The 22,601-nt window shown below is 64.6% G+C and carries 22 protein-coding genes; 15 read left to right on the plus strand and 7 right to left on the minus strand.

The genetic code is table 11. The features are described from left to right. Window positions 1-176 precede the first annotated feature (176 nt). The 4 genes from ACG2LG_RS21225 (at window position 177) to ACG2LG_RS21240 (ending at window position 5,265) form a co-directional block, all read left to right on the plus strand. Window positions 177-794 carry a PEP-CTERM sorting domain-containing protein gene (locus ACG2LG_RS21225; protein ID WP_396262436.1) on the plus strand — a complete coding sequence of 206 codons (618 nt, stop codon included), beginning with the start codon at window positions 177-179 and terminating at the stop codon, window positions 792-794. A 270-nt stretch (window positions 795-1,064) separates the two neighbouring features. Next, on the plus strand, window positions 1,065-2,180 hold the full coding sequence (gene ychF / locus ACG2LG_RS21230) for a redox-regulated ATPase YchF (protein ID WP_396262438.1): 1,116 nt from the start codon (window positions 1,065-1,067) through the stop codon (window positions 2,178-2,180). 89 nt (window positions 2,181-2,269) lie between these two features. Next, window positions 2,270-3,736, plus strand: a complete 1,467-nt coding sequence (locus ACG2LG_RS21235; protein WP_396262440.1) for a trypsin-like peptidase domain-containing protein — start codon at window positions 2,270-2,272, stop codon at window positions 3,734-3,736. Next, window positions 3,733-5,265, plus strand: coding sequence for a PDZ domain-containing protein (locus ACG2LG_RS21240; protein ID WP_396262442.1), 1,533 nt, complete (start codon window positions 3,733-3,735; stop codon window positions 5,263-5,265). The genes ACG2LG_RS21235 and ACG2LG_RS21240 overlap by 4 nt, the downstream gene beginning before the upstream one ends. Window positions 5,266-5,298: 33 nt before the next feature. Here the strand turns inward: ACG2LG_RS21240 and ACG2LG_RS21245 are convergent, their stop codons facing one another. The 5 genes from ACG2LG_RS21245 to ACG2LG_RS21265 all read right to left on the minus strand — a co-directional run bounded on the left by ACG2LG_RS21245 (window position 5,299) and on the right by ACG2LG_RS21265 (window position 9,877). Then, window positions 5,299-5,757 carry an acetolactate synthase gene (locus tag ACG2LG_RS21245; protein WP_396262444.1) on the minus strand — a complete coding sequence of 153 codons (459 nt, stop codon included), beginning with the start codon at window positions 5,755-5,757 and terminating at the stop codon, window positions 5,299-5,301. A gap of 13 nt (window positions 5,758-5,770) precedes the next feature. Next, a complete protein-coding gene (locus tag ACG2LG_RS21250) occupies window positions 5,771-7,420 on the minus strand; it encodes an ankyrin repeat domain-containing protein (RefSeq protein ID WP_396262446.1) in 1,650 nt (549 codons plus the stop codon). Between the two features lie 27 nt (window positions 7,421-7,447). Further along, window positions 7,448-8,107: a tRNA (N6-threonylcarbamoyladenosine(37)-N6)-methyltransferase TrmO gene (tsaA, locus tag ACG2LG_RS21255; RefSeq protein WP_396262448.1), complete on the minus strand. Its 660-nt coding sequence runs from the start codon at window positions 8,105-8,107 to the stop codon at window positions 7,448-7,450. Window positions 8,108-8,160: 53 nt separating this feature from the next. Further along, a complete protein-coding gene (locus ACG2LG_RS21260) occupies window positions 8,161-9,597 on the minus strand; it encodes a GDSL-type esterase/lipase family protein (RefSeq protein ID WP_396262450.1) in 1,437 nt (478 codons plus the stop codon). Window positions 9,598-9,667: 70 nt separating this feature from the next. Beyond that, window positions 9,668-9,877 carry a dodecin gene (locus tag ACG2LG_RS21265; RefSeq protein ID WP_396262452.1) on the minus strand — a complete coding sequence of 70 codons (210 nt, stop codon included), beginning with the start codon at window positions 9,875-9,877 and terminating at the stop codon, window positions 9,668-9,670. Between the two features lie 94 nt (window positions 9,878-9,971). Between ACG2LG_RS21265 and ACG2LG_RS21270 the strand changes: the two genes are divergently transcribed. The 6 genes from ACG2LG_RS21270 (at window position 9,972) to ACG2LG_RS21295 (ending at window position 16,342) form a co-directional block, all read left to right on the plus strand. Further along, complete coding sequence (locus ACG2LG_RS21270) at window positions 9,972-11,174, plus strand: bifunctional 3,4-dihydroxy-2-butanone-4-phosphate synthase/GTP cyclohydrolase II (RefSeq protein WP_396262454.1); 1,203 nt, start codon at window positions 9,972-9,974, stop codon at window positions 11,172-11,174. Window positions 11,175-11,676: 502 nt separating this feature from the next. Continuing rightward, the gene (gene ribH / locus ACG2LG_RS21275) at window positions 11,677-12,177 is read left to right on the plus strand and encodes a 6,7-dimethyl-8-ribityllumazine synthase (protein WP_396262456.1); all 501 of its coding nucleotides are present in this window, start codon (window positions 11,677-11,679) and stop codon (window positions 12,175-12,177) included. Between the two features lie 2 nt (window positions 12,178-12,179). Beyond that, window positions 12,180-13,064: a transcription antitermination factor NusB gene (gene nusB / locus ACG2LG_RS21280; protein ID WP_396262458.1), complete on the plus strand. Its 885-nt coding sequence runs from the start codon at window positions 12,180-12,182 to the stop codon at window positions 13,062-13,064. Between the two features lie 59 nt (window positions 13,065-13,123). Beyond that, complete coding sequence (locus ACG2LG_RS21285; protein ID WP_396262460.1) at window positions 13,124-13,462, plus strand: hypothetical protein; 339 nt, start codon at window positions 13,124-13,126, stop codon at window positions 13,460-13,462. Window positions 13,463-13,596: 134 nt separating this feature from the next. Continuing rightward, window positions 13,597-14,949 carry an AI-2E family transporter gene (locus ACG2LG_RS21290; protein ID WP_396262462.1) on the plus strand — a complete coding sequence of 451 codons (1,353 nt, stop codon included), beginning with the start codon at window positions 13,597-13,599 and terminating at the stop codon, window positions 14,947-14,949. A gap of 145 nt (window positions 14,950-15,094) precedes the next feature. Then, window positions 15,095-16,342 (plus strand): peptidylprolyl isomerase, encoded by a 1,248-nt coding sequence (locus ACG2LG_RS21295; protein WP_396262464.1) that lies wholly within the window; start codon window positions 15,095-15,097, stop codon window positions 16,340-16,342. Between the two features lie 22 nt (window positions 16,343-16,364). Here the strand turns inward: ACG2LG_RS21295 and ACG2LG_RS21300 are convergent, their stop codons facing one another. Then, window positions 16,365-17,357 (minus strand): calcium/sodium antiporter, encoded by a 993-nt coding sequence (locus ACG2LG_RS21300; RefSeq protein ID WP_396262465.1) that lies wholly within the window; start codon window positions 17,355-17,357, stop codon window positions 16,365-16,367. A 131-nt stretch (window positions 17,358-17,488) separates the two neighbouring features. Here ACG2LG_RS21300 and leuB point away from each other — a divergent pair, with 131 nt between their 5' ends. Next, window positions 17,489-18,595, plus strand: a complete 1,107-nt coding sequence (gene leuB, locus ACG2LG_RS21305) for a 3-isopropylmalate dehydrogenase (protein WP_396262466.1) — start codon at window positions 17,489-17,491, stop codon at window positions 18,593-18,595. A 46-nt stretch (window positions 18,596-18,641) separates the two neighbouring features. Further along, a complete protein-coding gene (locus tag ACG2LG_RS21310; RefSeq protein WP_396262468.1) occupies window positions 18,642-18,872 on the plus strand; it encodes a hypothetical protein in 231 nt (76 codons plus the stop codon). Between the two features lie 45 nt (window positions 18,873-18,917). On the opposite strand, the gene ACG2LG_RS21315 is transcribed toward ACG2LG_RS21310, so the two are convergent. Further along, window positions 18,918-20,528 (minus strand): YecA family protein, encoded by a 1,611-nt coding sequence (locus ACG2LG_RS21315; RefSeq protein ID WP_396262470.1) that lies wholly within the window; start codon window positions 20,526-20,528, stop codon window positions 18,918-18,920. Window positions 20,529-20,948: 420 nt separating this feature from the next. Between ACG2LG_RS21315 and ACG2LG_RS21320 the strand changes: the two genes are divergently transcribed. Genes ACG2LG_RS21320 through ACG2LG_RS21330 form a run of 3 tightly spaced genes read left to right on the plus strand, consistent with a single transcriptional unit; the run spans window position 20,949 to window position 22,562 of the window. Next, window positions 20,949-21,194, plus strand: coding sequence for a plasmid mobilization protein (locus tag ACG2LG_RS21320; protein WP_396262472.1), 246 nt, complete (start codon window positions 20,949-20,951; stop codon window positions 21,192-21,194). Then, window positions 21,191-21,604 carry a PIN domain-containing protein gene (locus ACG2LG_RS21325; RefSeq protein ID WP_396262474.1) on the plus strand — a complete coding sequence of 138 codons (414 nt, stop codon included), beginning with the start codon at window positions 21,191-21,193 and terminating at the stop codon, window positions 21,602-21,604. The genes ACG2LG_RS21320 and ACG2LG_RS21325 overlap by 4 nt, the downstream gene beginning before the upstream one ends. A gap of 34 nt (window positions 21,605-21,638) precedes the next feature. Beyond that, window positions 21,639-22,562 carry a site-specific DNA-methyltransferase gene (locus tag ACG2LG_RS21330; RefSeq protein ID WP_396262476.1) on the plus strand — a complete coding sequence of 308 codons (924 nt, stop codon included), beginning with the start codon at window positions 21,639-21,641 and terminating at the stop codon, window positions 22,560-22,562. Window positions 22,563-22,601: the final 39 nt, after the last annotated feature.

Raw genomic sequence — 22,601 nt, forward strand, 5'->3', positions numbered from 1 at the left:
CCCGGATAACCTGCCGGTTTTGAGGGCAATGTCTAGCAAAAAGGAAACATCCCTTGCAACAGAGGCCCCGCAACTCCTGCGACACAAACGCCCTGAGGCCGAAGTAATTTGGCGGAAAATTTCTTGTAAACCGCCCCGCGGATTTTGACATTATCAGCCGTAACCCACTGAAACCTATGAATCGTCTGTTTGTCCTCGCAGCTTCATTTGCCTTTGCTCTCCCCGCCTCCGCAGCCACCGGCTTCTTTGATGGCTTATATTTCGTGACTTCTCTGAACGGAGGCGGGAACGTTTACAACCAAGTCGTGACTGGGGTGACTCCCGGACCTGGTGCCCAACAGGGTCACAACCTTACCTCGGACGGTTTCAACCCAACCTTGGGAAGCCTCGGAACCACTTACTCGACTTCTGATGTACTCACGGTCAAAGGGTTTGAATACAAGACCTACGAGAACGAGTCTTCAGATGTGACCCACGGAAACCTTTTCTGGGCCGTTTATGAGCAGGGTGGATCGCCCGGAGCCTTTGCTCAGTTCACCGACAACTCCAACAGCTCTAGTGGAAATTACACGTGGACTGTGCTGAGCGGAACGACAAGCATGCTGGATGGCTTGGCTCCAGGTGACTATACTCTTGAGCTCTACACGGAGTCCTACACAAACGGCGTTGATACGGCCGGAAACATCTTCGGATTCAGCAGCAATCCGACTGTCAATTTCACCGTCGTTCCCGAGCCTTCCATCGCTCTCCTTGGCGGCCTTGGCCTGCTCGGCCTGCTCCGCCGTCGGCGCTGATCGACGCATCTTCCATGTTTCTCCCAAAAGCCCGCCTCACCGGCGGGCTTTTTCGTTTCCGGACCGCGCGACGCTGTCGCGCCTCGCCTCGCCGATTGCGCCGAAACCCTCCCTGGAACGACCGACCGTGGAACCGCCTTCTCTGAATTGGCGATCCCCACCCACTAACCCATGCGCGACAGCGTCGCGCGGTCCTTCCCTCCCCCACGCCATCGCCGCCCATCACTTCGCACTTGGCACCAGCGAAGCCCCGCCCCAGCCTGCGCCGCCATGCTCAAGGCCGGAATCGTCGGAATGCCCAATGTCGGCAAGTCCACCCTCTTCAACGCCGTCACCCGCACCCGAAACGCGGAGGCAGCCAATTACCCGTTCTGCACCATCGACCCCAACGTGGGCGTCGTCACCGTGCCCGATGAACGACTCGAACCCCTCTCCAAGCTCTCCAAGTCGAAGAAGCTGATCCCCACGGCCATCGAGTTCGTCGACATCGCCGGCCTGGTCGAAGGGGCCTCCGAAGGCGCCGGCCTCGGCAACAAGTTCCTCGCCAACATCCGCGAGACCGACGCCATCGTCCAGGTCGTCCGCTGCTTCGAGAACGACGACATCATCCACGAACTCGGCTCGGTCGATCCGGTGCGCGACATCGAGATCATCAATTCCGAGCTGATCCTCGCCGACATCGCCGCGCTCGACAAACGCCGGGATTCCCGTGCCAAGAAGGCCAAGGGCGGCGACAAGGAGGCCAAGGCCGAGGTCGAACTGATCGACAAGCTCATGCCCCACCTGAACGAGGGCAAACCCGCCATCACCCTTCCACTCGACGACAAGGAAGCCAGGCTTCTGCGCGAGTTCTTCCTGCTCTCGTCCAAGCGCACCATCTACGCCTGCAACGTCAACGAAGGCGAGCTCGCCGAGGCGCAGAAGAACCCCGAAAGCCACCCGCTGGTCGCCAAGGTCTCCGCCTACGCGGCTGAAGCCCACGGTGCCGAAGCGGTCGTCATCTCCGCCAACATCGAGGAGGAACTCATCGACCTGGACCCCGCCGAAGCCGCCGAGTTCCTCGCCGACATGGGCGTCGCCGACTCCGGCGTCTCGACCCTGATCAAGGCCGTCTATCACCTCCTCGGCCTGCGCACCTACCTGACCACCGGCGAGCAGGAGACCCGCGCCTGGACGATCACCGCCGGTGACAAGGCTCCCGCCGCCGCCGGGGTGATCCACACCGACTTCGAGCGCGGCTTCATCGCCGCGGAGGTGGTCCACTACGACGACCTCGTCGCCGCCGGCTCCAAGGCCGCCGCCCGCGACGCCGGCAAGCTCCGCATCGAGGGCAAGGAATACGTCGTCAAGGACGGCGACGTGATCGAGTTCCGCTTCAACGTCTAGGAGCGCCGATGATGAAATCGGCACCCCCGCCTCATCGATCTTCCACAAATCCAAGCCCACGCCTCGCTACTCCCGTGAACTCCCGCACCATGCGCTCCCTGCTCCTTTTCCTGCTCACCCTCCCGCTGGCCGCCCAGCAGGCGATTCCCGACAAACCCGCCGCGGCCCCATCGGAAGTCTATCGCTCGGTCGTCCGCATCGAGTCCGCCGTCCAGGTGCCCGACTACGCCACCCCGTGGAACAGCGGACGCTTCGGCGGCGGCATCGGCACCGGCTTCATCATCGGCGACAACAAGATCCTCACCAACGCCCACGTCGTCTCCAACACCCGGCGCCTCCTGATCACCGTCCACGGTAGCCCGAAAAAATACCCGGCACGCGTCGAGCACATCGCGCACGACTGCGATCTCGCCCTGCTCTCGGTGGAGGACTTCTCCGACTTCGAGGAATTCCCCGTCTTCGACATCGGCGGCGTGCCGGAGCTTGAAAGCCAGGTCCGGGTCATCGGCTACCCGATCGGCGGCCAGCGGCTCTCGGTCACCCGCGGCGTGGTTTCCCGCGTCGATTTCTCAAGCTACTCGCACTCCCGCGCCGACCAGCACCTGGTCATCCAGATCGATGCCGCGATCAACCCCGGCAACTCCGGGGGACCCGTCCTGCAGGACGGCAAGGTGATCGGCGTCGCCTTCCAGGGCCGCCGCGACGCCGACAACACCGGCTACATCATCCCGACCCCGGTCGTCCGGCGCTTCCTCACCGACATCGAGGACGGGCACTACGACCACTACGTCGACCTCGCGATCTCGACCTTCCCGCTCTTCAACCAGGCAATGCGACAGGCGCTGAAGCTGCCCGACGACGACATCGGCGTGCTCGTCACCAACGTCGTCCCCAGCGGCTCGTGCGACGGCATCCTCAAGGCCGGCGACATCCTCACCGCGATCGACGGCAACCCGATCGACAGCGCCGGCCAGATCCTGATCGACGGTGCGAAGGTCGACCTCAACGAGATCGTCGAGCGCAAGTTCGCCGGCGACACCGTCCAGCTGCGCTTCCGCTCCGGCGACACCTGGCACGACCGCGACGTCGCCCTCAAGACCCTGCCCCAGAACCGGATGTACGCCATCCAGTACGAGAAGCAGCCCCGCTACATCGTCTTCGCCGGACTGGTCTTCCAACCGCTGGACACCAACCTGTTCGCCACCGCCAAGTTCGACGACATCAACGTCCGGCGACTGTATGAGGACTACCTTTCGGAAGGCATCTTCACGGAATTGGAGGACATCGTCGTGCTGACCCGCATCGAGAGCGATCCGATCAACAGCCAGCTCAGCGGCTTCACCGGCAAGGTGGTCGACACCATCAACGGCGAGAAGGTCACCTCCATCAAGCGCGCCCACGAGCTGCTCCACCCCGCCGAGCCTCCGCCGTTCTTCGTGATCGAACTGCTCGGCACGCCCCGCCCCATCGTGATTCCCGGCGCCGAAGTTGCGGCGGCCAACGAGCGGATTCAGCGCACCTACGCCATCGACCAACTTTCCAATCTCGAAGAATGAGAACCTCACCCTTCCTCCTTCTCGCGGCGGTCACCTTCAGCGCCTGCGACTCTCCGGATCCGATCACGGAAATCGAGCCGGCACCCTTGCCCGAGATCGCCGAAGAGCCGGCCGCTCCGGCCTTCGACCCGACGCTCTCGACCGTGCGCGTCAGCTCGACCCGGCAGGACTGGAACCAACGCCAGCCGTGGGAGAAGAACGCTCCCCGGAAGCGTCGATCCCTCGGTGCGGTCGTCAGCGACACCCATGTGTTGACGACCGCCGAGATGGTCACCGACGCCACCTACCTCGAGCTTGAAACCGCGGATGGCCTGAAGCTCGCCCCGGCCCGGGTCGAGGCGGTGGACTACGAGGCCAACCTCGCCCTGCTCACCCTCGAGGACGCGGACGACGATTTCTTCGAGGCCCTCGTCCCGCTCGAAATCGCCGAAGCTCCCAAGCCCGGCGACGTCCTCGACATCGTCCAGGTCGAAAGCAACGGCATCCCGCTGGTCACCAGCGGCCCGATCCAGAGCCTCGACGTGATCTCCAATTTCCTGCCCGGTCAGTTCTTCCTCGCCTACGAGGTGAAGGCCTCGATGCAGAAGTCCGCCAGCAGCTTTTCCCTGCCCGTGCTGAGCGAGGGCAAGCTCGCCGGGATGCTTACCAACTACAACTCCGACGACCAGATCAGCGACGTCACCGCGACGCCCATCGTTCAGCGCTTCCTCGATGATGCCGCCGACGGCAGCTACGAGGGCTTCCCCTCTCTCGGGGTGGCGACCACCTCGACGGACGACACGAATTTCCGCTCGTGGCTCAAGCTTCCGGAAGACAACGGCGGCATCTACGTTTCGACCGTTCGCAAGGGCAGCGCCGCCGACGAGGCCGGCCTTGAGAAGGGCGACGTGATTCTGACGGTCGACGGCATGGACATCGACCGGCAGGGATACTACGAGGATCCCGAGCTTGGACGGGTCTTCTGGAGCCACCTGGTCCGCGGATCCAAGGGTGCCGGCGACGAGGTCACGCTCGGCGTCATCCGCGACGGCGAGGTGGTCGAACTCACGGCGACGCTGGAGCGGCTCCAGGCCGCCGAGCGCCTGGTCCCGGACTACACCTACGGCAAGGCCCCGAACTTCCTGATCAAGGGCGGCCTGCTCTTCCAGGAACTGACCCGCCCGATGCTGGAGACCTTCGGCAAGGAGTGGGAATCGAGGGCACCGCTCGACCTGCTCGACGTGTATGAGAACCCCGAAGCCTACGAAGAGCGCTTTGATCGCGTCGTGTTCCTCTCGGGAGTCATCGCCACTCCGGCCACGGTCGGCTACGAGCCGCTGCGCAACCTCATCGTCACCGAGGTCAACGGAAAGCCGGTCCGCGACATCAAGAGCCTCGTCGAGGCCTTCGGCGCAACGCCGGCCGACGGACTTCACTCCATCCGCTTCGACAACCAGGACTTCGCCGTTTACCTCGACGATGTCCTCGCCACCAACGTCGACACCCAGCTCCTCCAGCGCGGCCTGACCAAGCTCTCGCGGACGGAGTGAGGAATGGAGCGCGGACTTCAGTCCGCACTCCGATCACCGGCTCAGGTCGTCCTGCGAAAGGATCTTGAAGCCGGCCCGGTTGAGCACCGAGGCGGCGAAGTCGTGATCCTCGACGTGCATCGCCAAACGGGCCTCGCCTTCGGCCGAAGGCATGAGCGCGTAGGCGAAATCGATGTTGGTCTCGGCCACCATCAGGGTGTCGAGGACCTGCAACAGGCCGGGGCCGGACTCGCGCAACGCCACCACCACCAGCGATGACTGCGTGTGCGGGATCCCCTTCTCGATGAAGATCTGCTCGGCGGAGTCGGGATCGGTCACCACGAGCCGCGCCACGGTCGCATCCCGCGAGTCCTGGACACTGATGCCCACCACCTCGATGGCGTTGTTGCGGAGCAGCTTGGCCAGCGCCGCCAGCGCCCCGGCACGGTTCTGGAGGAGCACGGAGAATTGCCGGACGGAGTCGCCGGGACGAAGCGTGGTCGATGGTTCCATGGTTTCTGGGGGTTCAGCCGCGGGGGCCGCGGAGACGCAGGGTGGTCGTCTCACCGGTCGCCATGTCCTCGATCACGACCTGGTTCGGCCGCACATCCCCGACAATGAAGTCGCGCCCGTCGGCGGAGCGGAAACGCTGTCCCGTACGAGCCACGTAGTAGGTTCCCCCGGCCGCATCCTCGACCAGCGCCACCGGATCGTGGGCGAGCGCCGGCAGCCCGACGATCAACTCGCGGTCCACGCCGCTCGCGGTGTCCTCGACGGTGACCACCGAAATTTCCGCGGGCTCGCCGGCATGATCCTTGCCGCTCGCCATCCGGCGCTCGATGCGAATCACCTTGAGGCTCGAACCGGGGATCGTCTCCCCTTCAGGCACCTCCACGCTCTCGCTCCCGGCCACCTTGAACCGGGCGGCCCCCTCACGGGTGGACTCGACCCGCAGGGGGAGTTCCCTTTCGCGGTAGGAACGCATCACGATCGGCGCCTGGGACTCTTCGTCGGGGAGCACGGAGGAAGTCGTGCCCGCCGATGGGCCACCCGTAACCACGGCACCTTCGAGTGCGGCGACCCGGATCTCGCCGGCCCGGGGTTTCACGGGCGGGTCACCGGCGATGACGTCGCTTCCTTCCGACAGCGGATCCGCCGGGGCCGTCCCGTCTTCTCCGCCGACCGCCACCACCGGATCCCCCTCGCCAGTCTCACCCGCGGTGCCTGAATTTCCGGAACCACCTGGCTCAACCACGGCAACCTCGGGATCAACGCTGTCACCCGCATCGCCCTCCAGCGGAATTTCCAGGATGGCGACCTCGCCTGTCTCCTCCGCGATCCGGGCCATCATCTCACCCCCGAGTTCGGCGGGTTCCGACAGCTCGAAGTCACCTTCGCGGGGCTCCCCGGCCAGGCGTTCGGCAAGCTCGGTGAAGCCCTCCTCCCGGGCAAAGTCCGCCGCCATCCGGCCTTCGCCATCCATGGCGAACCGGTTCGCACCGATCGCCAGCAGGATGTTCACGGCGTCCTTGCGGCCGCGTTGCGCCGCCACCATCAGCGGCGTCCGGCCGTCGGCCAGCCGCGCGTAGATGCTGGCCCCGAAATTCGTCAACTCATCGATCACATCGGCCTGGTCCAGGATCGAGGCGGCGAAAAGCGAATCGTCGAGATCCTCGCGGACATAGGGGGCGAGTTCCTCGACCATTTCCGAACGTCCTTCGGTGACCGCCAGCATCAGCGGCTTGTAGCTTTCATTGTCCCGCGCACGGGGATCCGAGCCCTGACGCAGGAGGTAGCGCACGGTCTCGGGCGTGGAACGAACCACCGCCTCCATCAGCGGCGTCCGGCCCTTCTCGTCCCGAACGTCGATCCCGACCCCGCGGTCGAGCAGGAAATCGATCGCCTTCATCGCGCCGGCACCCGCCGCGGCGTGCAGCGCGGTTCGCCCGGTGGCATCGCGGACGACGACTTCCATGCCGGCATCGATCATCTCATCGAGAACCTTCAGGTCATCGCTCTCCGCCGCGCGGAAGAAGGCCGGTTGGTCGAGTTGGTAACCCGCCTGCACGACCGACTCGCGATCCCCCGCTCCCGGATCCTTCTTGCACCCCGCCAGCAGGCAAAGCACCCCCGGCAAGACCGTCCAAACCATCGAAATCTTCACGACTGGGGACATACTACGGAAAACTTAAGTTTTCAATGCTCAAGAAACGCCGGTGATCCGGCACACGCCATCCTCGAAGCGAAAGCGGACGTTCCGGCCACAGAGCATGGCACCGAATTCCCGGTCCGGCTCTTCCCGTCCCGCTGCCGGCCGGGGATCGAGTGAAAGCGCCTCGACCACCACCCGTTGATCGCGCTCGCACCAATCCGCCAGATGATCCCCGGTCTCGACCGGCATCCGATCGGGGGCTTCGGGCGCAAATCCACCCACGGCGTCCGGCAGCGACTCGGCATAGGGAAGGTAGGGCTTCACGTCGTAGATCGGCGTCCCATCCACAAGGTCCACGCCCCCGAGGTGCAGTACCGGACCCTCGGCATCGATGCCCTCGAGCTTCACCAGCGAAAGCCCAAGGCCGTTGGGCCGGAAAGTCGAACGACTGGCAAACACGCCCACCCGCTCGTTCCCCCCGAGCCGCGGAGGCCGCACGGTCGGTGACCACGCGCGGTCCGCCGTGAGATGAAACCCGAACACCAGCCACACGTGCGAGAACCCTTCCAGGCCACGCACCGCTTCGGGACTGCGGTAGGCATCGTGAAACTCGAGCCGTCCCCACGCCGAGGGACAGAGCCCCGGCTGACGCGGCACCGCGAACTTCTCGCCAAAGCAGGTCCGGACCCTTCCAATCGCCTCGATTTCCACGGGCGAAGCCTACGCCAGACCGGAACCCGGCGGAAGGAAGGACCGTCGCCGCCTCACTCTGCGTTCTTCCATGCCTCGATCAGGAACCGACGCAGCTCCTCCGGTGGATGAAGTCCGTGAGGATGATGTGCGGCGTCCGGCTTCTTCCACACCCGCACCTCTCCGCCCAGCGACTCGTAGCGGGCCGCAACGGCCTCCCCGTTCCGCTCCGGTGGCACCACATCGTCCTTCATTCCCAACACCAGCGCGACCGGGATCCTCGCTTTGGCGACCGGCTCCAGTCGATCGACGACCTGCTCATGCTTCGCCGCGGCGGTCTCATCGAGACCATAGACCTTCAGCAAGCGAGTCCAGTCGCCCTGGGAACGCCTTCCACCCGTGCCCCCGGGCCAGGTGCGGAAGTCGCACACCGGGTTGTCCCCGTAGATCGCCGAAACCCGCTCCGGGTGCCGGGCCGCCCAGTTGAAAATGGGAAGCCCGCCACGCGACATGCCCTCCAGCACGGGCTTCGGTGAACAGCCCAGGGATCGGGTCATGAACCCGTGCATCGCGTCCCACCGGAGCATCGCCTGCTCGGAGCCATACAGGTTCGAAACGTCGCAGTAGGCGACATGCCAGCCCCGGTCCAGCAGCTCAAGGTCGAGCCCGGGTTGGTGCCCGAAGAAGCGTGCCCGCCAGATCCATGGACGACCGGCGGCCGCTTGCTTCGGCGCCACGATGATCCCGCCGCAGGAAACCCCGGGCACGGTGAAGTCGTGGCGGACATAGCCCTCGAAATCGGAAGCCTTCGCCTTCACTCCGGCATCCTCGAGGGCCTTTCCGACATCGCAGGCTTCGTTGAATCTGATCGTGAGGATCTCCGCCAGATGGGTCGCAAGCTTCGCATGTCCCTCGGTCGTCGGATGCACCCCGTCGGTCGTGTCCTCCGCGCCGAAGGCCCTGGCGAGATCATGGATCAGCACCTTGGGCTCCCTTGCGGCCACCACCCCGAAGCGCCTCCGGATTTCCGCAAGACGAGCGTGCCTTTCCTTGAGATTGGCGATCCGGTCGGGTTTCAACCCCGACTTTTCCGGATACATCGGCGGCGGACCCGCGATGTGAACCAGCACGTCGGGATTGGCTTGCCGAAGGTCCGAGATCATCGCCATCAGGTCGGTCTCGAGATCCGCTTCGTACTGCCAATGGTTGCCGCCGCCCGAGTTGCTGTCGTTGGTCCCCAGCATGATGACCGCCACATCGGGGGCGAACTCGAGCGCCTTCTGGTAGATCGGCTTCCGCATCAGCGACCCCCGGCTCTTCCGCACCAGCGTGTGCCCACCGAGCGCAAAGGCCTCGACTTGAAACGAATCTCCCAGCAGGACGCCCATCCGCACGGGATAGCCGTTCTGGCGGGGCTCCTCGGCACCCGCCCCGGTCGAGATCGAGTCACCGATCACCGCAACCTTGGTGACGCCCGCAGCCGCGAGCGTAAGCCCGAGCCAGATTGCCATCCACCGTTTCATGCCTGCTCAAACGCAAGCCGGCGGGAAGGTCTGTCAGCCGGTGGCGTGGCGGACCGGCCTACTCGTCCAGCGTGAAGCCGATCTTCACCCCCACCTGCCAGTGGGCGACCTTGCCGTCGTCGATGTGACCGCGAATCTCGCCAACTTCGAGCCAGCGCATGTTGCGCACCGTCTTCGAGGCCTTCTCCACGGCGTTGTCCACCGCCTTCTCGATGCTTTCGGTCGAAGACCCCACCAATTCGATTTTCTTGTAAACGTGATCTGACATAACGATCTACCTAAACCCGTGCCTCACGGGTCTGCAAGGAAGGATACCCAGCCGCTTGACCTCGCGCATTCACATGCCAACGCTTCACCTGCCCATGGCCACCGCCCTAGAGTTTCATCCGATCGAAGAAATCATCGCCGAAATCGCCGCCGGGCGCATGGTCATTGTCGCCGACGATCCGGAGCGGGAGAACGAAGCCGACCTGATCGGCGCGGCTTCGCTCTGCACCCAGGAAATGGTTTCCTTCATGGCCGTCCACGGCCGTGGCCTGATCTGCGCGCCGATCACCGTCGAAAGGGCCGAGCAGCTCGAACTGCCCCAAATGACGCGACGCAACCGCGAAGGTCACAAGACCGCCTTCACCATCTCGGTCGATGCCGCCAAGGGCATCACCACCGGCATCTCGGCCGCCGACCGTGCCTTGTGCATCCGGCAGCTGGCGGATGAAAAGTGCGGCCCCGACGACTTCGTGCAGCCCGGCCACGTCTTCCCGCTCCAGTCGATGCGCGGCGGCACCCTGCGCCGCGCCGGCCACACCGAGGCGGCGATCGACCTCGCCCGGCTCGCCGAGCTTCCCCCCGCCGCCGTGATCTGCGAGATCATGAACGACGACGGCTCGATGTCGCGGGTCGGAGAACTCGGGGATTTCCAGAAGAGGCACAACCTGAAGGCCTGCACCATCGCCCAGCTCATCGAGTACCGGCGCCATTCGGAGAAGCTCGTCGTCCGCGAGGAGACCATCCAGCTGCCGACCGATCACGGTGAGTTCGACTGCCACCTCTACCGCATCGAGATCGACGGCTCCCATCACCTTGCCTTGTCCCGCGGCGAGATCAGGCAGGACGAACCCACCCTGGTCCGGGTGCACAGCGAATGCCTCACCGGCGACGCCTTCCGCTCGCGGCGCTGCGATTGCGGGGAGCAGCTCGACGCCGCCCTCGAACGGATTTCCAAGGAGGGCGGCGTGCTTCTCTACCTTCGCCAGGAAGGCCGCGGGATCGGTCTCGCGGCGAAAATCCACGCCTACAAGCTTCAGGAGCAGGGCCTCGACACCATCGAGGCCAACGAAAGGCTCGGATTCCCGGCCGACCTGCGGGATTACGGCATGGGTGCCCAAATGCTCCAGGATCTCGGCGTCGGCAAGATCCGGCTGCTGACCAACAATCCCAAGAAGGTCGTGGGGCTCGACGGCTACGGCCTCGAAATCGTCGAGCAGCTGCCGATTTCCTCACCCTCCAATCCGCACAACGAGCGCTACCTGTGCACCAAGCGCGACCGGATGGGTCACCGGCTCTGAGGGAGTGGCGCTTTCCCAAGCGCCACCTGTCGCGCCGTAGCCTTGGCGAAGGGGGATACCGGGGCGCGGCGATCTCCAGATCGCTCCCGGAACCCCGGCTTCGTTGAACCAAGCGACCGCCTCCCTTGACCCAGCAACAAGGCACAACGGGACAGTTTTTTTAGCTCTCCGTCAGATTTGCTGAGCCACCGAAGAACAGCGCGGGCATGGCCGGGACGCAGAGAACGCAGAGGAGACGGAGGTCGCAGAGTCCGAACGCGGGGATGGACGGGTCAACGAATGAACTCAACTTCCCCGAAGACTCTGCGATCTCTGTGTCTCAGCGGCTTACCATCACCTGACCTATCGGAAAGGTCGCAAAACTGGTGGAGGTCCGGTTTTTTCCCGACCGTGAGCCAAGAACCTGCTCCGCTCCGCGGCTGAAAGCCGCCACGCCCCGTCATGGCGCTTGGAAAGCGCCACTCCGGTTGACAATTTCACCCTCTGAAGCCATAGCAGGACCATGTCTCCGGCGCTTCAGCCCAAACCCCGCTCGATCGGCCCGCGAGCGAGAATCAGCATCGTCGCTGCGAAGTACAACGAACAATTTTCCGATGCGCTGGTCGACAACGCCGTCGAGGAAATCGGCGAGCTGATGCCTTCGACCCGCATCGACCTGGTCCGGGTACCGGGGGCCTTCGAGATTCCCGTGGCCGCCTCCACCGTCCTTCACCGCGATCCTCCAAGCTGCCTGATCGCCTTCGGCTGCGTCATCCGCGGCTCCACCGCCCACGCCGACCTGATCTCCCGCTCGGTCACCGACAGCCTCCAGCAGTTGGCCGTCAAATACCGGGTTCCCGTGATCCACGAGGTCCTGCTGGTCGACGACGAGAAGCAGGCGTACGCGCGATGCATCGGCTCGAAGCTCAATCGCGGACGCGAGGCGGCGCGCGCCGCCGCCGCGATGATCGACGTCTTCCAGGAACTGAACCGGACCCTGCCGGCCAATCCGGACCGCCGCTGACCATGCCGAGCCGCCGGCAGATCCGTGAGGCCGTCGTGCAGTTCCTCTACTGCGCCGACCTCGAAGGCGGCGGGGACCCGACCGCCCTGCGCGAATCGTTCTGGCGATTCGTCACCGAGTCCGACCGCAAGACCCTCGCCCTCGCGATATGGAAAAGCATGCGCCACCTCGCGAAGAGCCGCGAGGAGCGGCACGATGAATTTCTGAAGCGCCTGCCCGCCGCCCTGGAGGCCCTCGCCGGAGAACCCTCGCTCGAGTCCGGCGCAACCCTGCTGGAGCGCATCGCAAGCTTGGAGCACGAATGGTCCTCACGGCTCCACGCGCTCTCGAACATCCGCCGCGACGACGACGACGACCTCGTCACCGAGCGCTTCACCGACGGCATCGAACGCCTTTTCTCCATCGAGCGGGACCTCGTGGCGGCGAGGACCGGATTCCTGCGGATCCTGGAAGACCACCCCGCTCTCAGACCCCGGCTCGAACCCATCGCCGGCACCCTGAACCGCCTGGCTCGGATTTCCGAACGACTTCTGCAACTCGAGCACCCGGAGGACTTTCCGGAGCAGTCCGACTTCAAGAAGATCCTCAGCTCCAAGGCGTCGATCGAGAAGCTGCGAACCGAGGCGGACCGGATGGCCGATGCCGTCCTCGGATTGAAGCCGCAGCTCGACGAGCAACTCAACGCCGTCATCGAGAACTTCGCACCCGAGCGCATCGATCCCATCGACCGGGCCATCCTCCGCCTCGGCGCCTGGGAGATCCTCCACAATCCGGACGTCCCCAACCCGGTCGCCATCAACGAGGCCGTGGATCTCGCCAAGGAGTTCGGCACCACCGATTCCGGCCGCTTCGTCAACGGCATCCTCGACCAGATCGCCAGGGGCTGAACGGATCTTCGTTTCTACCCTCCGGCCATCACCTCGCCGAACAAGGAACATCCTCCGGTATGGCGAATCCCTCCAACACCAAGGATGCATGGCGCATGTGGTCCGGCGTTGTGGCATGGGCAGGATTTCCGGCACTGCATGGGCTTTGGATGTTGGCGGATTGGAGCCTTCGTGATCCCGCCCTGCCCATGTCGGGCGGCATTCCCAATTCGGTCACGTCGGCATTCCAAGGGGCTTCCCTGATCGGATTCGCAATCCTGATCTTCGCCTCACTCGGGCGAGTCCGCCTCCTGCCGCTGCGCCTCCTGATCACCCTCGTGGCGGTTTCCATCGGGGCAGGGGGCATGATTCTCGGCTGGCTGAGCTATGTCATCCATAACGGGATCGACACGCTCTGACCTGCAATCCAAACGGGACTCGATTCCAAGAGCTTCCGCATTTTCCCATCCCCCTCCGGCACCAAGCCTGCTAGAACCCCCGGCGTTCCGGCTCCAATCCACTTGGAACTTGGAACTTCCCACTTGGAACTTCCATGCAGCGACATCCCACCCCTTTCCAGACCCGCACCCTGTGGCGTGCCGCGACCGCCCTCGCCATCGGCGTGATCGGCGTGCTGGTCGTCGCCTTCATCTGGCTGCTCGGCCAGGTCCTCGGCTTCCTCCAACCGGTGGTGGTGCCCCTCGCCGTCGCCGGCATCATCGCCTACCTCCTCGATCCGGTCGTGCGCTGGTTCCAGACGCGCGGACTTTCCCGGCTCAAGGCGGTGATCGCCACCTTCGGGGCCTTCCTCGTGGTCGTCGGCATTCTGGCGGCGATCACCATCCCGATGGTCGGAAACCAGATCAACGACATCCGGCAGCAGCGCAGCCTGAAGGCCGAATCGGGCGAACCCGTCGATCGGACATTCGACCAGAAAATCGTGCGGGCCCTCGCGTCGACCCGCAACGAGCACCCCTGGATGAAGCCGGCCATCGACAGCCTGCTTGCCCCTCCCATCCCCGCCGACGCCGTGGTCGCCTCGCGGGCGGAGAAACGGGAGGACATCGCCGCGAAACTCGACGCCTGGGCCGCCAGCGACGAGGACCCGAAGCCGGCCCTCGACATCAAGTTCGCCGACACCACGCTGTGGCAGCAGTTGAAGGGCGTGAGCGACGACCTGCTCGAATGGGCCAAGGGTGGCACCGGCAAGATCCTCGGCATGCTCGGCCTGGTGCTCGGCTTCCTGATGGTGCCGATCTACCTCTACTTCTTCCTCAAGGACGCCGCGTCCATCCGCGAGCACTGGCACAACTACGTCCCACTCAAGGCCTCGAAGTTCAAGGACGAGGTCATCGGCACGCTGACCGAGATCAACGGCTACCTGATCTCGTTCTTCCGCGGGCAGGTCCTGGTCGCCTTCATCGACGGGTTGCTCATCGGCATCGCGCTCACCGCCTTCGGCCTGCCGCTCGGCGCGCTGATCGGCATCATGATGGCCATCGTCGGCATCATTCCCTTTGTCGGCAACATCATCACCCTCATCCCGGCCTGCCTGATCGCCTGGTTCCACTACTCGGACCCGAGCCACGCCTCCATCGTCGGCTCCGACCCGTGGGCCAACATCGCCGCCGTCTGCGCGATCTTCTTCATCGCCCAGCAGATCAACTCCATCGTCACCGCCCCGAAGATCGTCGGCGACTCGGTCGGGCTGCATCCGATGACGGTCATCTTCTCGATGATCTTCTGGTCGCTCATCCTCGGCGGCTTCGTCGGTGCCCTTCTCGCCGTGCCGCTGACCGCTTCCATCAAGGTGCTCTTCCGCCGCTACATCTGGGAAAAGCAGATCAATCCACCGCCTCCGGATTCCTCGACGGTGGGCGACGGCGGCGACCTGGAGCCGGCCTGACCAGCGTGGCTGCCCCGGCCCGGGGCAGCCTGCCCGCCGTAGCCTTGGCGAAGGAGGGTCCGTGGCGGCGGCGGCCCGCCGCCGCGCACCCCAACCCCTTGCTCCCGGCTTGCCATGGCCGCCGGAAACGTCTTTCCCTCCCCGCGTGAAAAACCTTCTCCGCTGGGTCGCCTTCACCGTGGCGATTGCAAGTGCGCAAGCGGCCCTCCTTGCTCACATCGACACGACGCTGGGGCGCGTCACCGTCGAACTGCAATACGACACCGCCCCGCAGAACGTCTCCAACTTCATCCTGCTCTCCCAGGGGCAGCGGGCGAGGATCGACTTCCTCACGGGAGCCGTCACCACGGACCCGCTCTACGTCGGCGAAACCTTCTTCCGCACCGCCAACAACAGCTTTGCGAAGTTCGCACAAACCGGATCCGGCACCGGTTCGAACACCGGGAACACCGGTTACACGCTCAAGGATGAGTTTTCTCCGACGACCCGGCACACCGGCTACACCCTGTCGATGGCCAACTCCGGACCCAACACCAATGCCGGTCAGGTCTTCCTCACCGGCAACATCTCAATCCCGGCCTACGACGACGTCCACACCATCATCGGACTCGTTCCCGATTCCGCCAGCCGCGCGGTCATCGATGCCATCATCGCCGCCGGCGACAACGGCAGCTCCATCACCGCCGTCACCATCGAGCGCACCGACCCGGCGGCACAGGCGTTTGACGAAACCGCGCAGAACCTGCCCGAAGTCGTGAAGGCGTCCGGAACCCTGCAGGTTGAAAGAAACGTCGCCACCGACTTTCTCCTCTCGCCGCTCGAGAATGTTGGAAGCGTGGTCTCCGCCTTCCGCTCGACCGACCTCGCAACATGGAGCCGGGTAACCAGCCGCCACGTCGGCATCGGCACCGCGCTCGCCTCGCCGGTCCTTCCCGGCGTGAATCTCGACGACGCCTCGGCCAACCGAGCCTTCTACAACCTGGCCGTCGCAAGGCACCCGGGGGCGGTCGGCCCGTCACACTTTCGCAATCGCACCCTGACCGCCGAGTTCAGCACCTCGACCCAGATCTTCACCTTCAACGCCGACGGCACCGCAGGCAGCCTCGAGGTCATCCTCAAATCCGATGGGACGTCCATCCCCGGAACCTTCACCTTGTTCGACCTCGCCAGCTCCGCCCACGCCTGCACGCTCATCCTCCCGACCAGCCTTGGAATCCAGAGCAACTTCTGGCCCCAGCAGGTGCCTTACGTGCCCCGCCTGCGGTGTGGATGGAACACTGCAGACAGCACGTCGGTCACCGGAACCCACATCTCGGAATTTTTCGACAACTACGCCCCGGCCTCGCAGTCCTGGCAGGCGAACGGCAGCGGAACCTGCAGCTCAACGCGCTGAACCGGGCGGAAGCCGCGGAAGATCAGCCGAGTCCCAGCCACTCCGGCTTCACCAGCCAGAGGCAATAAACCAGGTAGCCCCCGAGCAGGATGGCTCCCTCGATCCGGTTGAGCCGGGCACCCCGGGCGAGGAAGGGAATCAGCAGCAGCGTGAAGCCGCACATCACGGCGACGTCCGTCGTCTTCAGGCTTGCGACGTCGATCGCCTTCACTGCCGACGCCACGCCCATCACCACGAGGATGTTGAAAAGGTTGGAACCGATCAGGTTGCCGGCGATCAGGTCCGTCTGACCTTTCCGCGTGGCGGCGATGGTTGTCGCCAGCTCCGGCAGGGAGGTCCCGATCGCGACCATGGTCAGGCCGATCACCAATTCCGGCACCCCCACGATCCGCGCCAGCGTGACACCACTCTCGACCAGGCGGTCCGCGCCGTAGATCAGGCCGGCCAGTCCCAGCAGCACCCACCCGACACTCGACAGGATCGCCCGGGCACCGGTCTCCTTCGAGTGTTCCAGCGCCTCCTCGGGCACCTCGATCGCCGCCGGATCGTCCGGAACCGATCGCGCCAGGCGAATACTGTGCGTCACGTAGATCAGGATTCCCGCGAACAACAGAACCCCCTCCAAACGGGAGAGCGTGCGGTCGTAGATCATCACCACGAACACCGCCGTGACGAGGAGCAGGATCGGCAGTTCCCGCTTGACGATCTGGCTGTTCACTTGAAAGGGCCGGATCAGGGCGGCCAGACCCAGCAGCAGGGCGATGTTGCAGATGTTCGACCCGACCACGTTTCCCACGGCGATGTCGGCCTGGGTCTCCGGATCGAGGTTGGCCTTCAGGCTCACGATCAGCTCCGGCGCGCTGGTCCCGAAGGCCACCACCGTCAGACCCACGACCAGCGGGGAAATCCGCGCCCGGAGCGCCAGATCCGAGGCACCACGCACCAACCAGTCGGCACCAAAGGACAGCAGCGCCAGGCCGAGCACCAGCCATCCGATTTGCGGAAGAAGTTCCATCCGCGCCAGCCTGCCCGGCTTCCACGCGATTCCAACTGGAAATCCACCACGACTTTCCACCGCGCCCACCGACCCGGTCCCCGGGAACTTGGAACTTGGAACCGGGAACTTCGGGGCCGTAGCCTCCGCGCATGTCCCGAACCCACCGCATCGCAGTCCTTGCCGGCGACGGCATCGGCCCGGAAGTCATGAGCGAGTCGCTCCGCGTCCTCGACGCCGTCGAGGCCCGATCCGGCTTCGCCACCGAGCGCACCGAAGCCCTCGTCGGCGGTGCCGCGATCGACGACGGCGGCCACCCGCTGCCCGAGGCGACGGTGAACGCCTGCGAGGCGAGCGACGCCATCCTCTTCGGCTCGGTGGGAGGGCCCAAGTGGGAGTCGCTGCCGCCGGACATCCAGCCGGAACGCGGCGCCCTGCTGCCGCTGCGCAAACACTTCGGCCTCTTCGCCAACCTTCGTCCGGGTGTCTGCCTCCCCTCGCTGACCCACGCCTCGCCGGTGAAGAACGAGCTCATCCCGAACGGCTTCGACGTCCTCTGCGTGCGGGAGCTGACCGGCGGCGTCTATTTCGGCAGCCCGAAAGGCCGCGAGGAACGCGACGGCGAGCCGGTCGCCTTCGACACCATGATCTACAAGAAGAGCGAGATCGAACGCATCCTCCATGTCGCCTTCACCGCCGCCATGCAGCGTGGCAAGCGGCTGACTTCGGTTGACAAGGCCAACGTCCTCGCCTCCTCGGTGCTGTGGCGCGAAACCGCCACCGAGGTGGCCGCTTCCTACCCGGAGGTCCGCATGGACCACCTCTACGTCGACAATGCCGCGATGCAGCTGGTCCGCCGCCCGGGCAGCTTCGACGTGATGGTCACGGAGAACCTCTTCGGCGACATCCTTTCCGATGAAATGGCGATGATCTCCGGCTCGCTCGGCATGCTTCCTTCGGCCTCGCTCGGCGCGAAAAAGGAGGGCACCGACCTCTACTTCGGCATGTACGAGCCGAGCGGCGGTTCCGCGCCCGACATCGCCGGCCAGGGCATCGCCAACCCCATCGCCCAGATCCTTTCGGCCGCCATGCTACTCCGCTACTCGCTGGGCGAAGGACAAGCGGCGGACCTCATCGAGGCGGCCGTCGCCCGGACCATCGACGCCGGCTTCCGGACCGGCGACATCGCGACCGGAGCCGATGGCGAAACCAAGGTCGGCACCAAGGACATGGCCGACGCCATCATCGAACGCCTGTAAAGGGAGGTCAGACACTCCTGTCTGGCACGCGCAGCCCGAGTCCCCGATGATCACCCTCGGCATCGACCTGGCATCGCAGCCGAAGGACACGGCCGCCTGCCGCATCGACTGGTCCGGCCCCCATCCCCGCGTCCACGAACTCGAAGCCAACTGCCACGACGCCCTCGTCGCCTCCATCACCGCCCATCTCGCCGCCACCGGGCGGACGATTCACCCCGACGTATCCGATCACAGGATTGCCTTCCAGGAAGGCTGGATCCACCTCCCGTCGATCTGATTTTCGAACATCAACCTCCCCAGCCGCATTGCTGCAAAGGCTCCGCTACCTCATGCAGCACTTCTTGTATTTTCTGCCGCTGCCGCACGGGCACGGATCGTTGCGCCCCGGCTCCGGCTGCTCCACGACCCGCGGCACGAAGCCCGAACCCTGAGGCGACGCCTCCGGCCTGTACAAGCTCGGCGGCGACGGCTCCGGTTGCGGCCACGGATCGAGCATCCCGAGGTCCATGTCACCGCCGGCCGGGGGTTCCAGCTCCTCTCTCCGATACCAGCCCGGCAGCTTCTCCAGCTTGCGCCGCTTCGATTCGGGCTTGCCCAGCTCCCCGATCATCTCGGCGGCCGATCCGCACCACATCTCCTCGACCCATCCCCGCTCCTCGAAACGCCGGATCAGCCCCTCGGCCTGCCGCACCCGCAACTCCACCAACTCACCCAGCAACACCGCCACCACCCGCGTGTCGAGCACCCCGTCCCCCGCCTCGCCTTCCGCCATCACGCCCGCGAAATCCATCAATACCTCCACCGCCTGATCCCGCTTCTCCGGTCGCGCCGCCGCCAGCTCCGAGAGCGCCCGCACCATCCCCATCCGGCTCACCTCCGACATTCCCGGCCGCCGCAGCCAAGCCGCCACGTCCGCGTACCCGCCATCCTCGAGAAAACCCACCAACGGCTGCCAGGTGAAATCATCGATCAGCATCCACCGCACCACCTCCCCATTCATCGACAGGCACTCCAGTAATTGCTCCCGACCTTCGGCCCCGGCAAGCTCCCCTAACAGAAACAGCGCGTGTAAACCGGTCCAGTACTCGGCCTCCTCATATTCGCCATCCATGTGGAAATAGTGGGCCGCGTTGTCGATCGCATCGCGCAGAACCGCCCTTAGATCCCGCACCGCCAACTCCCGCGGCAGCCTGCGGATCACCTCCACCACCTCCTGCGGCAGGTCATCCGCCCAGTCGTAAAGCGCCGCCACCGCCGGGTCCACCGCAGGGCGCGGCGTCCGCTCGCGGTATTCCGGTTCGGGCGGCCCCTCCACCACGACCCGACGCTCCTCGTCGCGCCTCATCCGGTCCTGCATCGACGTCCAGCGCGCCATCATCAGCTGCTGGTTGAGAATCTTCGCGAGCTCCCCGGCACCCTCGGTCTCCCGCATCGCCTTGAGAATCATCTCCGCATGCTCGACCCGCCCGGCGTCCAGGTGCCAGAATGCCGCCATCAGTTGGAAATTCTTCCACTCCGAAATGTGCGGATCCTCCTCGGTTCCCAGCGCCTCGCGCAGCGTCATCGACTCGCCCAGAACCGTTGGCATTTCGGCCGCCCGGTCTTCCTCATGGAGCCGCTTCGCCTCCGCGACCTTGGCGAAAAAATAGTCCGGATGCTGCTTCAGCATCTCGCTCCGCACCCACCGCGACCGCATCTTCTCGCCCCGCACCTCGTAGGCCACCGCCAGATAGTTCTGCAGCACCGGCACTCCGGGAAAGCGCTTCGCCAGTCGCTTCAACCTCGGCACCCCCTCCCTCCGCTTCGAGATCGCCAGATCGTGCAATTCCTCGATCATGTCCTGCGTCAGCCCCTCAGGCATCTCGGACTCCACCCGGTCATACTCGATCCGGTACGACATTGCCTCCTCATACACTTCATTCGGTTCGCGCATTTCCAGACCCTGCCCGGCTTCCAATCCCGGGGCAATCCCTCCGCCCCGAATCGCGCTGCTTTACGCCGGATTTTCGTCTGAAGATCGAAGGCCTGAACGCACCGTCCGATTTCCCGCCCGCAAGCCTGGAAGACGGCAGGCGGGCAGGGCGAACAAGCTAGGGAGTGAATCGAGCGGAGCGCAGGGGATTCGGATGCATGATGGACTTGATGGTCAGGATGGATGGGATCTTTTAGAGTCTTTTTCGCTCTGTTGTCGGTGAAACCCATGGCCATGGAAGATTCAGATAACAAATTTCATCCTCTTGATCCTATTTATCCTCTCCATCGAGCCAGCTCTTCCCCCTGGCTTGATCACCCTGGGCAGACGGGCCACCTTTCTCCCTTGCCCCCTCAAACCGCTGGTAATACCGTCTTACCCATGAAGACCATCAGCTTCAAAGTCAGCGAAGACGAAGCCTCGCTGATCCGTCGGATGGCCGGAGAAGCAGGGCTCAACGTATCGGAATTCCTCCGCAGCCGCGTCGTCGCCACCCCCACCGTGGCGACGGGACCGCTCCCCCGGACCCGTTGTGAACACACCGGTGCCGAAATCTTCGCCACCGCCCCGACCCTCCCGCACCTCACCACCGAGGCCGTCCGGGAAATCCTTGCTGATTTCCCGTGACCTACCTCCTCGACGTCAATGTGCTCGTCGCCTGGGGCTGGGCCGACCATGCCGACCACTACCGCGCCGCCCGCTGGATCGGTGAAATGATCCACCGGGCCGACACCACCCTGCTCACCTCGGCCATCCCCGAGCTGGGCTTCATCCGTGTTTCGCTCCAGCGCGCGGGCGGGCGCCTCAGTCCATCCGAGGCGACCCGCGTCCTACACGGTCTCATCCGCACCCTCGGCACCTCCCACCGCTTCCTCGCCGACGACCTTTCCTCCACCCTCGGCCTCCCGGAATGGTGCCTTGGTGCCAGTCGCAGCACCGACGCCCATCTGGTGGCCCTCGCCAACGACCACAACGCCCGGCTCGCCACCCTCGACACCGGCATCCCCGGCGCCTACCTCATCCCCCAGGCTTCCTGATCTCGCATCCGCCTGCCCAACGCTCCCGACACCCATGCCCGACACCCCGGAAAAACTCGACCTTCGATCCATGGATGTCGCCGCCGACAAGCGGCGGCAGCTCCGCCAACTCTTCCCCGAGGTCTTCACCGAATCCACCGATGCGCAAGGGACCCCCGCCGAGGTGGACTTCGAGAAGCTCAAGGGCGTGCTCGGCGAACACGTCTCCCTCGCCGAGCCGGGCGCGGAGAAATACGGCCTCGAATGGCCCGGCAAGCGCGACGCGCTGAAGGCCGTCCAGACCCCCGCCCTCGGCACCCTCGTCCCCTGCCCGGAGGAAAGCGTCGATTGGGAAACGACGAAGAACGTCTTCATCGAGGGCGACAACCTCGAGGTGCTCAAGCTGCTGCAGAAGTCCTACTACGGGAAGGTCAAGATGATCTACATCGACCCGCCCTACAACACCGGCAACGACTTCGTCTATCCCGACAACTACGCCGAATCCCTCGACACCTACCTCCGCTACACCGGCCAGATCAGCGGCGAGGGCGTAAAACTCACCACTAACGCGAGAGACTCCGGGAGATTTCACTCAAACTGGCTGCGGATGATGTATCCGAGGTTGTACGTAGCGAAGAATTTGCTGGGGGAGGACGGGGTGATCTTTATTTCGATTGATGACGCAGAGATGAGCAATCTGCTTAAGCTGTGCAGCACGGTATTTGGCGAAGAAAACTTTGTTGCAAATTTCGTTCGGAGGAGACGAATGGCGACCGGCATGCGGGACAATCCTGTGTCCCCAGATCACGAGTATATTGTCGCATTCGCCAAGAACATCGATGAGGTCCGCCTTTACGGATTCGAACGAAGAGAAGAAGACTTCCCCTTCGAAGACACGAAGAGCCGCTTCCGCAGCACGGATCTTATACTTCTCGGCATTAACTTTTCGGATTCTCGAACAGCTGGAAGTTCTCGGTAACCAGGCTTTGAAGGCATGCACGATTTTCGCCGCTGAGCG

Source organism: Haloferula sp. A504 (assembly GCF_044385805.1).
In the GTDB taxonomy this organism is placed as follows: Bacteria; Verrucomicrobiota; Verrucomicrobiia; order Verrucomicrobiales; family Akkermansiaceae; genus Haloferula.

Excerpts from the sequence above, each read along its gene's own strand:
- ACG2LG_RS21245 (WP_396262444.1), bottom strand. The coding sequence starts at position 5,757 with ATGGAACCATCGACCACGCTTCGTCCCGGCGACTCCGTCCGGCAATTC.
- ACG2LG_RS21315 (WP_396262470.1), bottom strand. The coding sequence starts at position 20,528 with ATGCGCGAACCGAATGAAGTGTATGAGGAGGCAATGTCGTACCGGATC.
- ACG2LG_RS21225 (WP_396262436.1), top strand. The coding sequence starts at position 177 with ATGAATCGTCTGTTTGTCCTCGCAGCTTCATTTGCCTTTGCTCTCCCC.
- ACG2LG_RS21260 (WP_396262450.1), bottom strand. The coding sequence starts at position 9,597 with ATGGCAATCTGGCTCGGGCTTACGCTCGCGGCTGCGGGCGTCACCAAG.
- ACG2LG_RS21330 (WP_396262476.1), top strand. The coding sequence starts at position 21,639 with ATGCCCGACACCCCGGAAAAACTCGACCTTCGATCCATGGATGTCGCC.
- leuB (WP_396262466.1), top strand. The coding sequence starts at position 17,489 with ATGTCCCGAACCCACCGCATCGCAGTCCTTGCCGGCGACGGCATCGGC.
- ACG2LG_RS21240 (WP_396262442.1), top strand. The coding sequence starts at position 3,733 with ATGAGAACCTCACCCTTCCTCCTTCTCGCGGCGGTCACCTTCAGCGCC.
- ACG2LG_RS21300 (WP_396262465.1), bottom strand. The coding sequence starts at position 17,357 with ATGGAACTTCTTCCGCAAATCGGATGGCTGGTGCTCGGCCTGGCGCTG.
- ACG2LG_RS21310 (WP_396262468.1), top strand. The coding sequence starts at position 18,642 with ATGATCACCCTCGGCATCGACCTGGCATCGCAGCCGAAGGACACGGCC.
- nusB (WP_396262458.1), top strand. The coding sequence starts at position 12,180 with ATGCCGAGCCGCCGGCAGATCCGTGAGGCCGTCGTGCAGTTCCTCTAC.
- ACG2LG_RS21270 (WP_396262454.1), top strand. The coding sequence starts at position 9,972 with ATGGCCACCGCCCTAGAGTTTCATCCGATCGAAGAAATCATCGCCGAA.
- ACG2LG_RS21320 (WP_396262472.1), top strand. The coding sequence starts at position 20,949 with ATGAAGACCATCAGCTTCAAAGTCAGCGAAGACGAAGCCTCGCTGATC.
- ACG2LG_RS21250 (WP_396262446.1), bottom strand. The coding sequence starts at position 7,420 with ATGTCCCCAGTCGTGAAGATTTCGATGGTTTGGACGGTCTTGCCGGGG.
- ribH (WP_396262456.1), top strand. The coding sequence starts at position 11,677 with ATGTCTCCGGCGCTTCAGCCCAAACCCCGCTCGATCGGCCCGCGAGCG.
- ychF (WP_396262438.1), top strand. The coding sequence starts at position 1,065 with ATGCTCAAGGCCGGAATCGTCGGAATGCCCAATGTCGGCAAGTCCACC.
- ACG2LG_RS21235 (WP_396262440.1), top strand. The coding sequence starts at position 2,270 with ATGCGCTCCCTGCTCCTTTTCCTGCTCACCCTCCCGCTGGCCGCCCAG.
- ACG2LG_RS21290 (WP_396262462.1), top strand. The coding sequence starts at position 13,597 with ATGCAGCGACATCCCACCCCTTTCCAGACCCGCACCCTGTGGCGTGCC.
- ACG2LG_RS21265 (WP_396262452.1), bottom strand. The coding sequence starts at position 9,877 with ATGTCAGATCACGTTTACAAGAAAATCGAATTGGTGGGGTCTTCGACC.
- ACG2LG_RS21285 (WP_396262460.1), top strand. The coding sequence starts at position 13,124 with ATGGCGAATCCCTCCAACACCAAGGATGCATGGCGCATGTGGTCCGGC.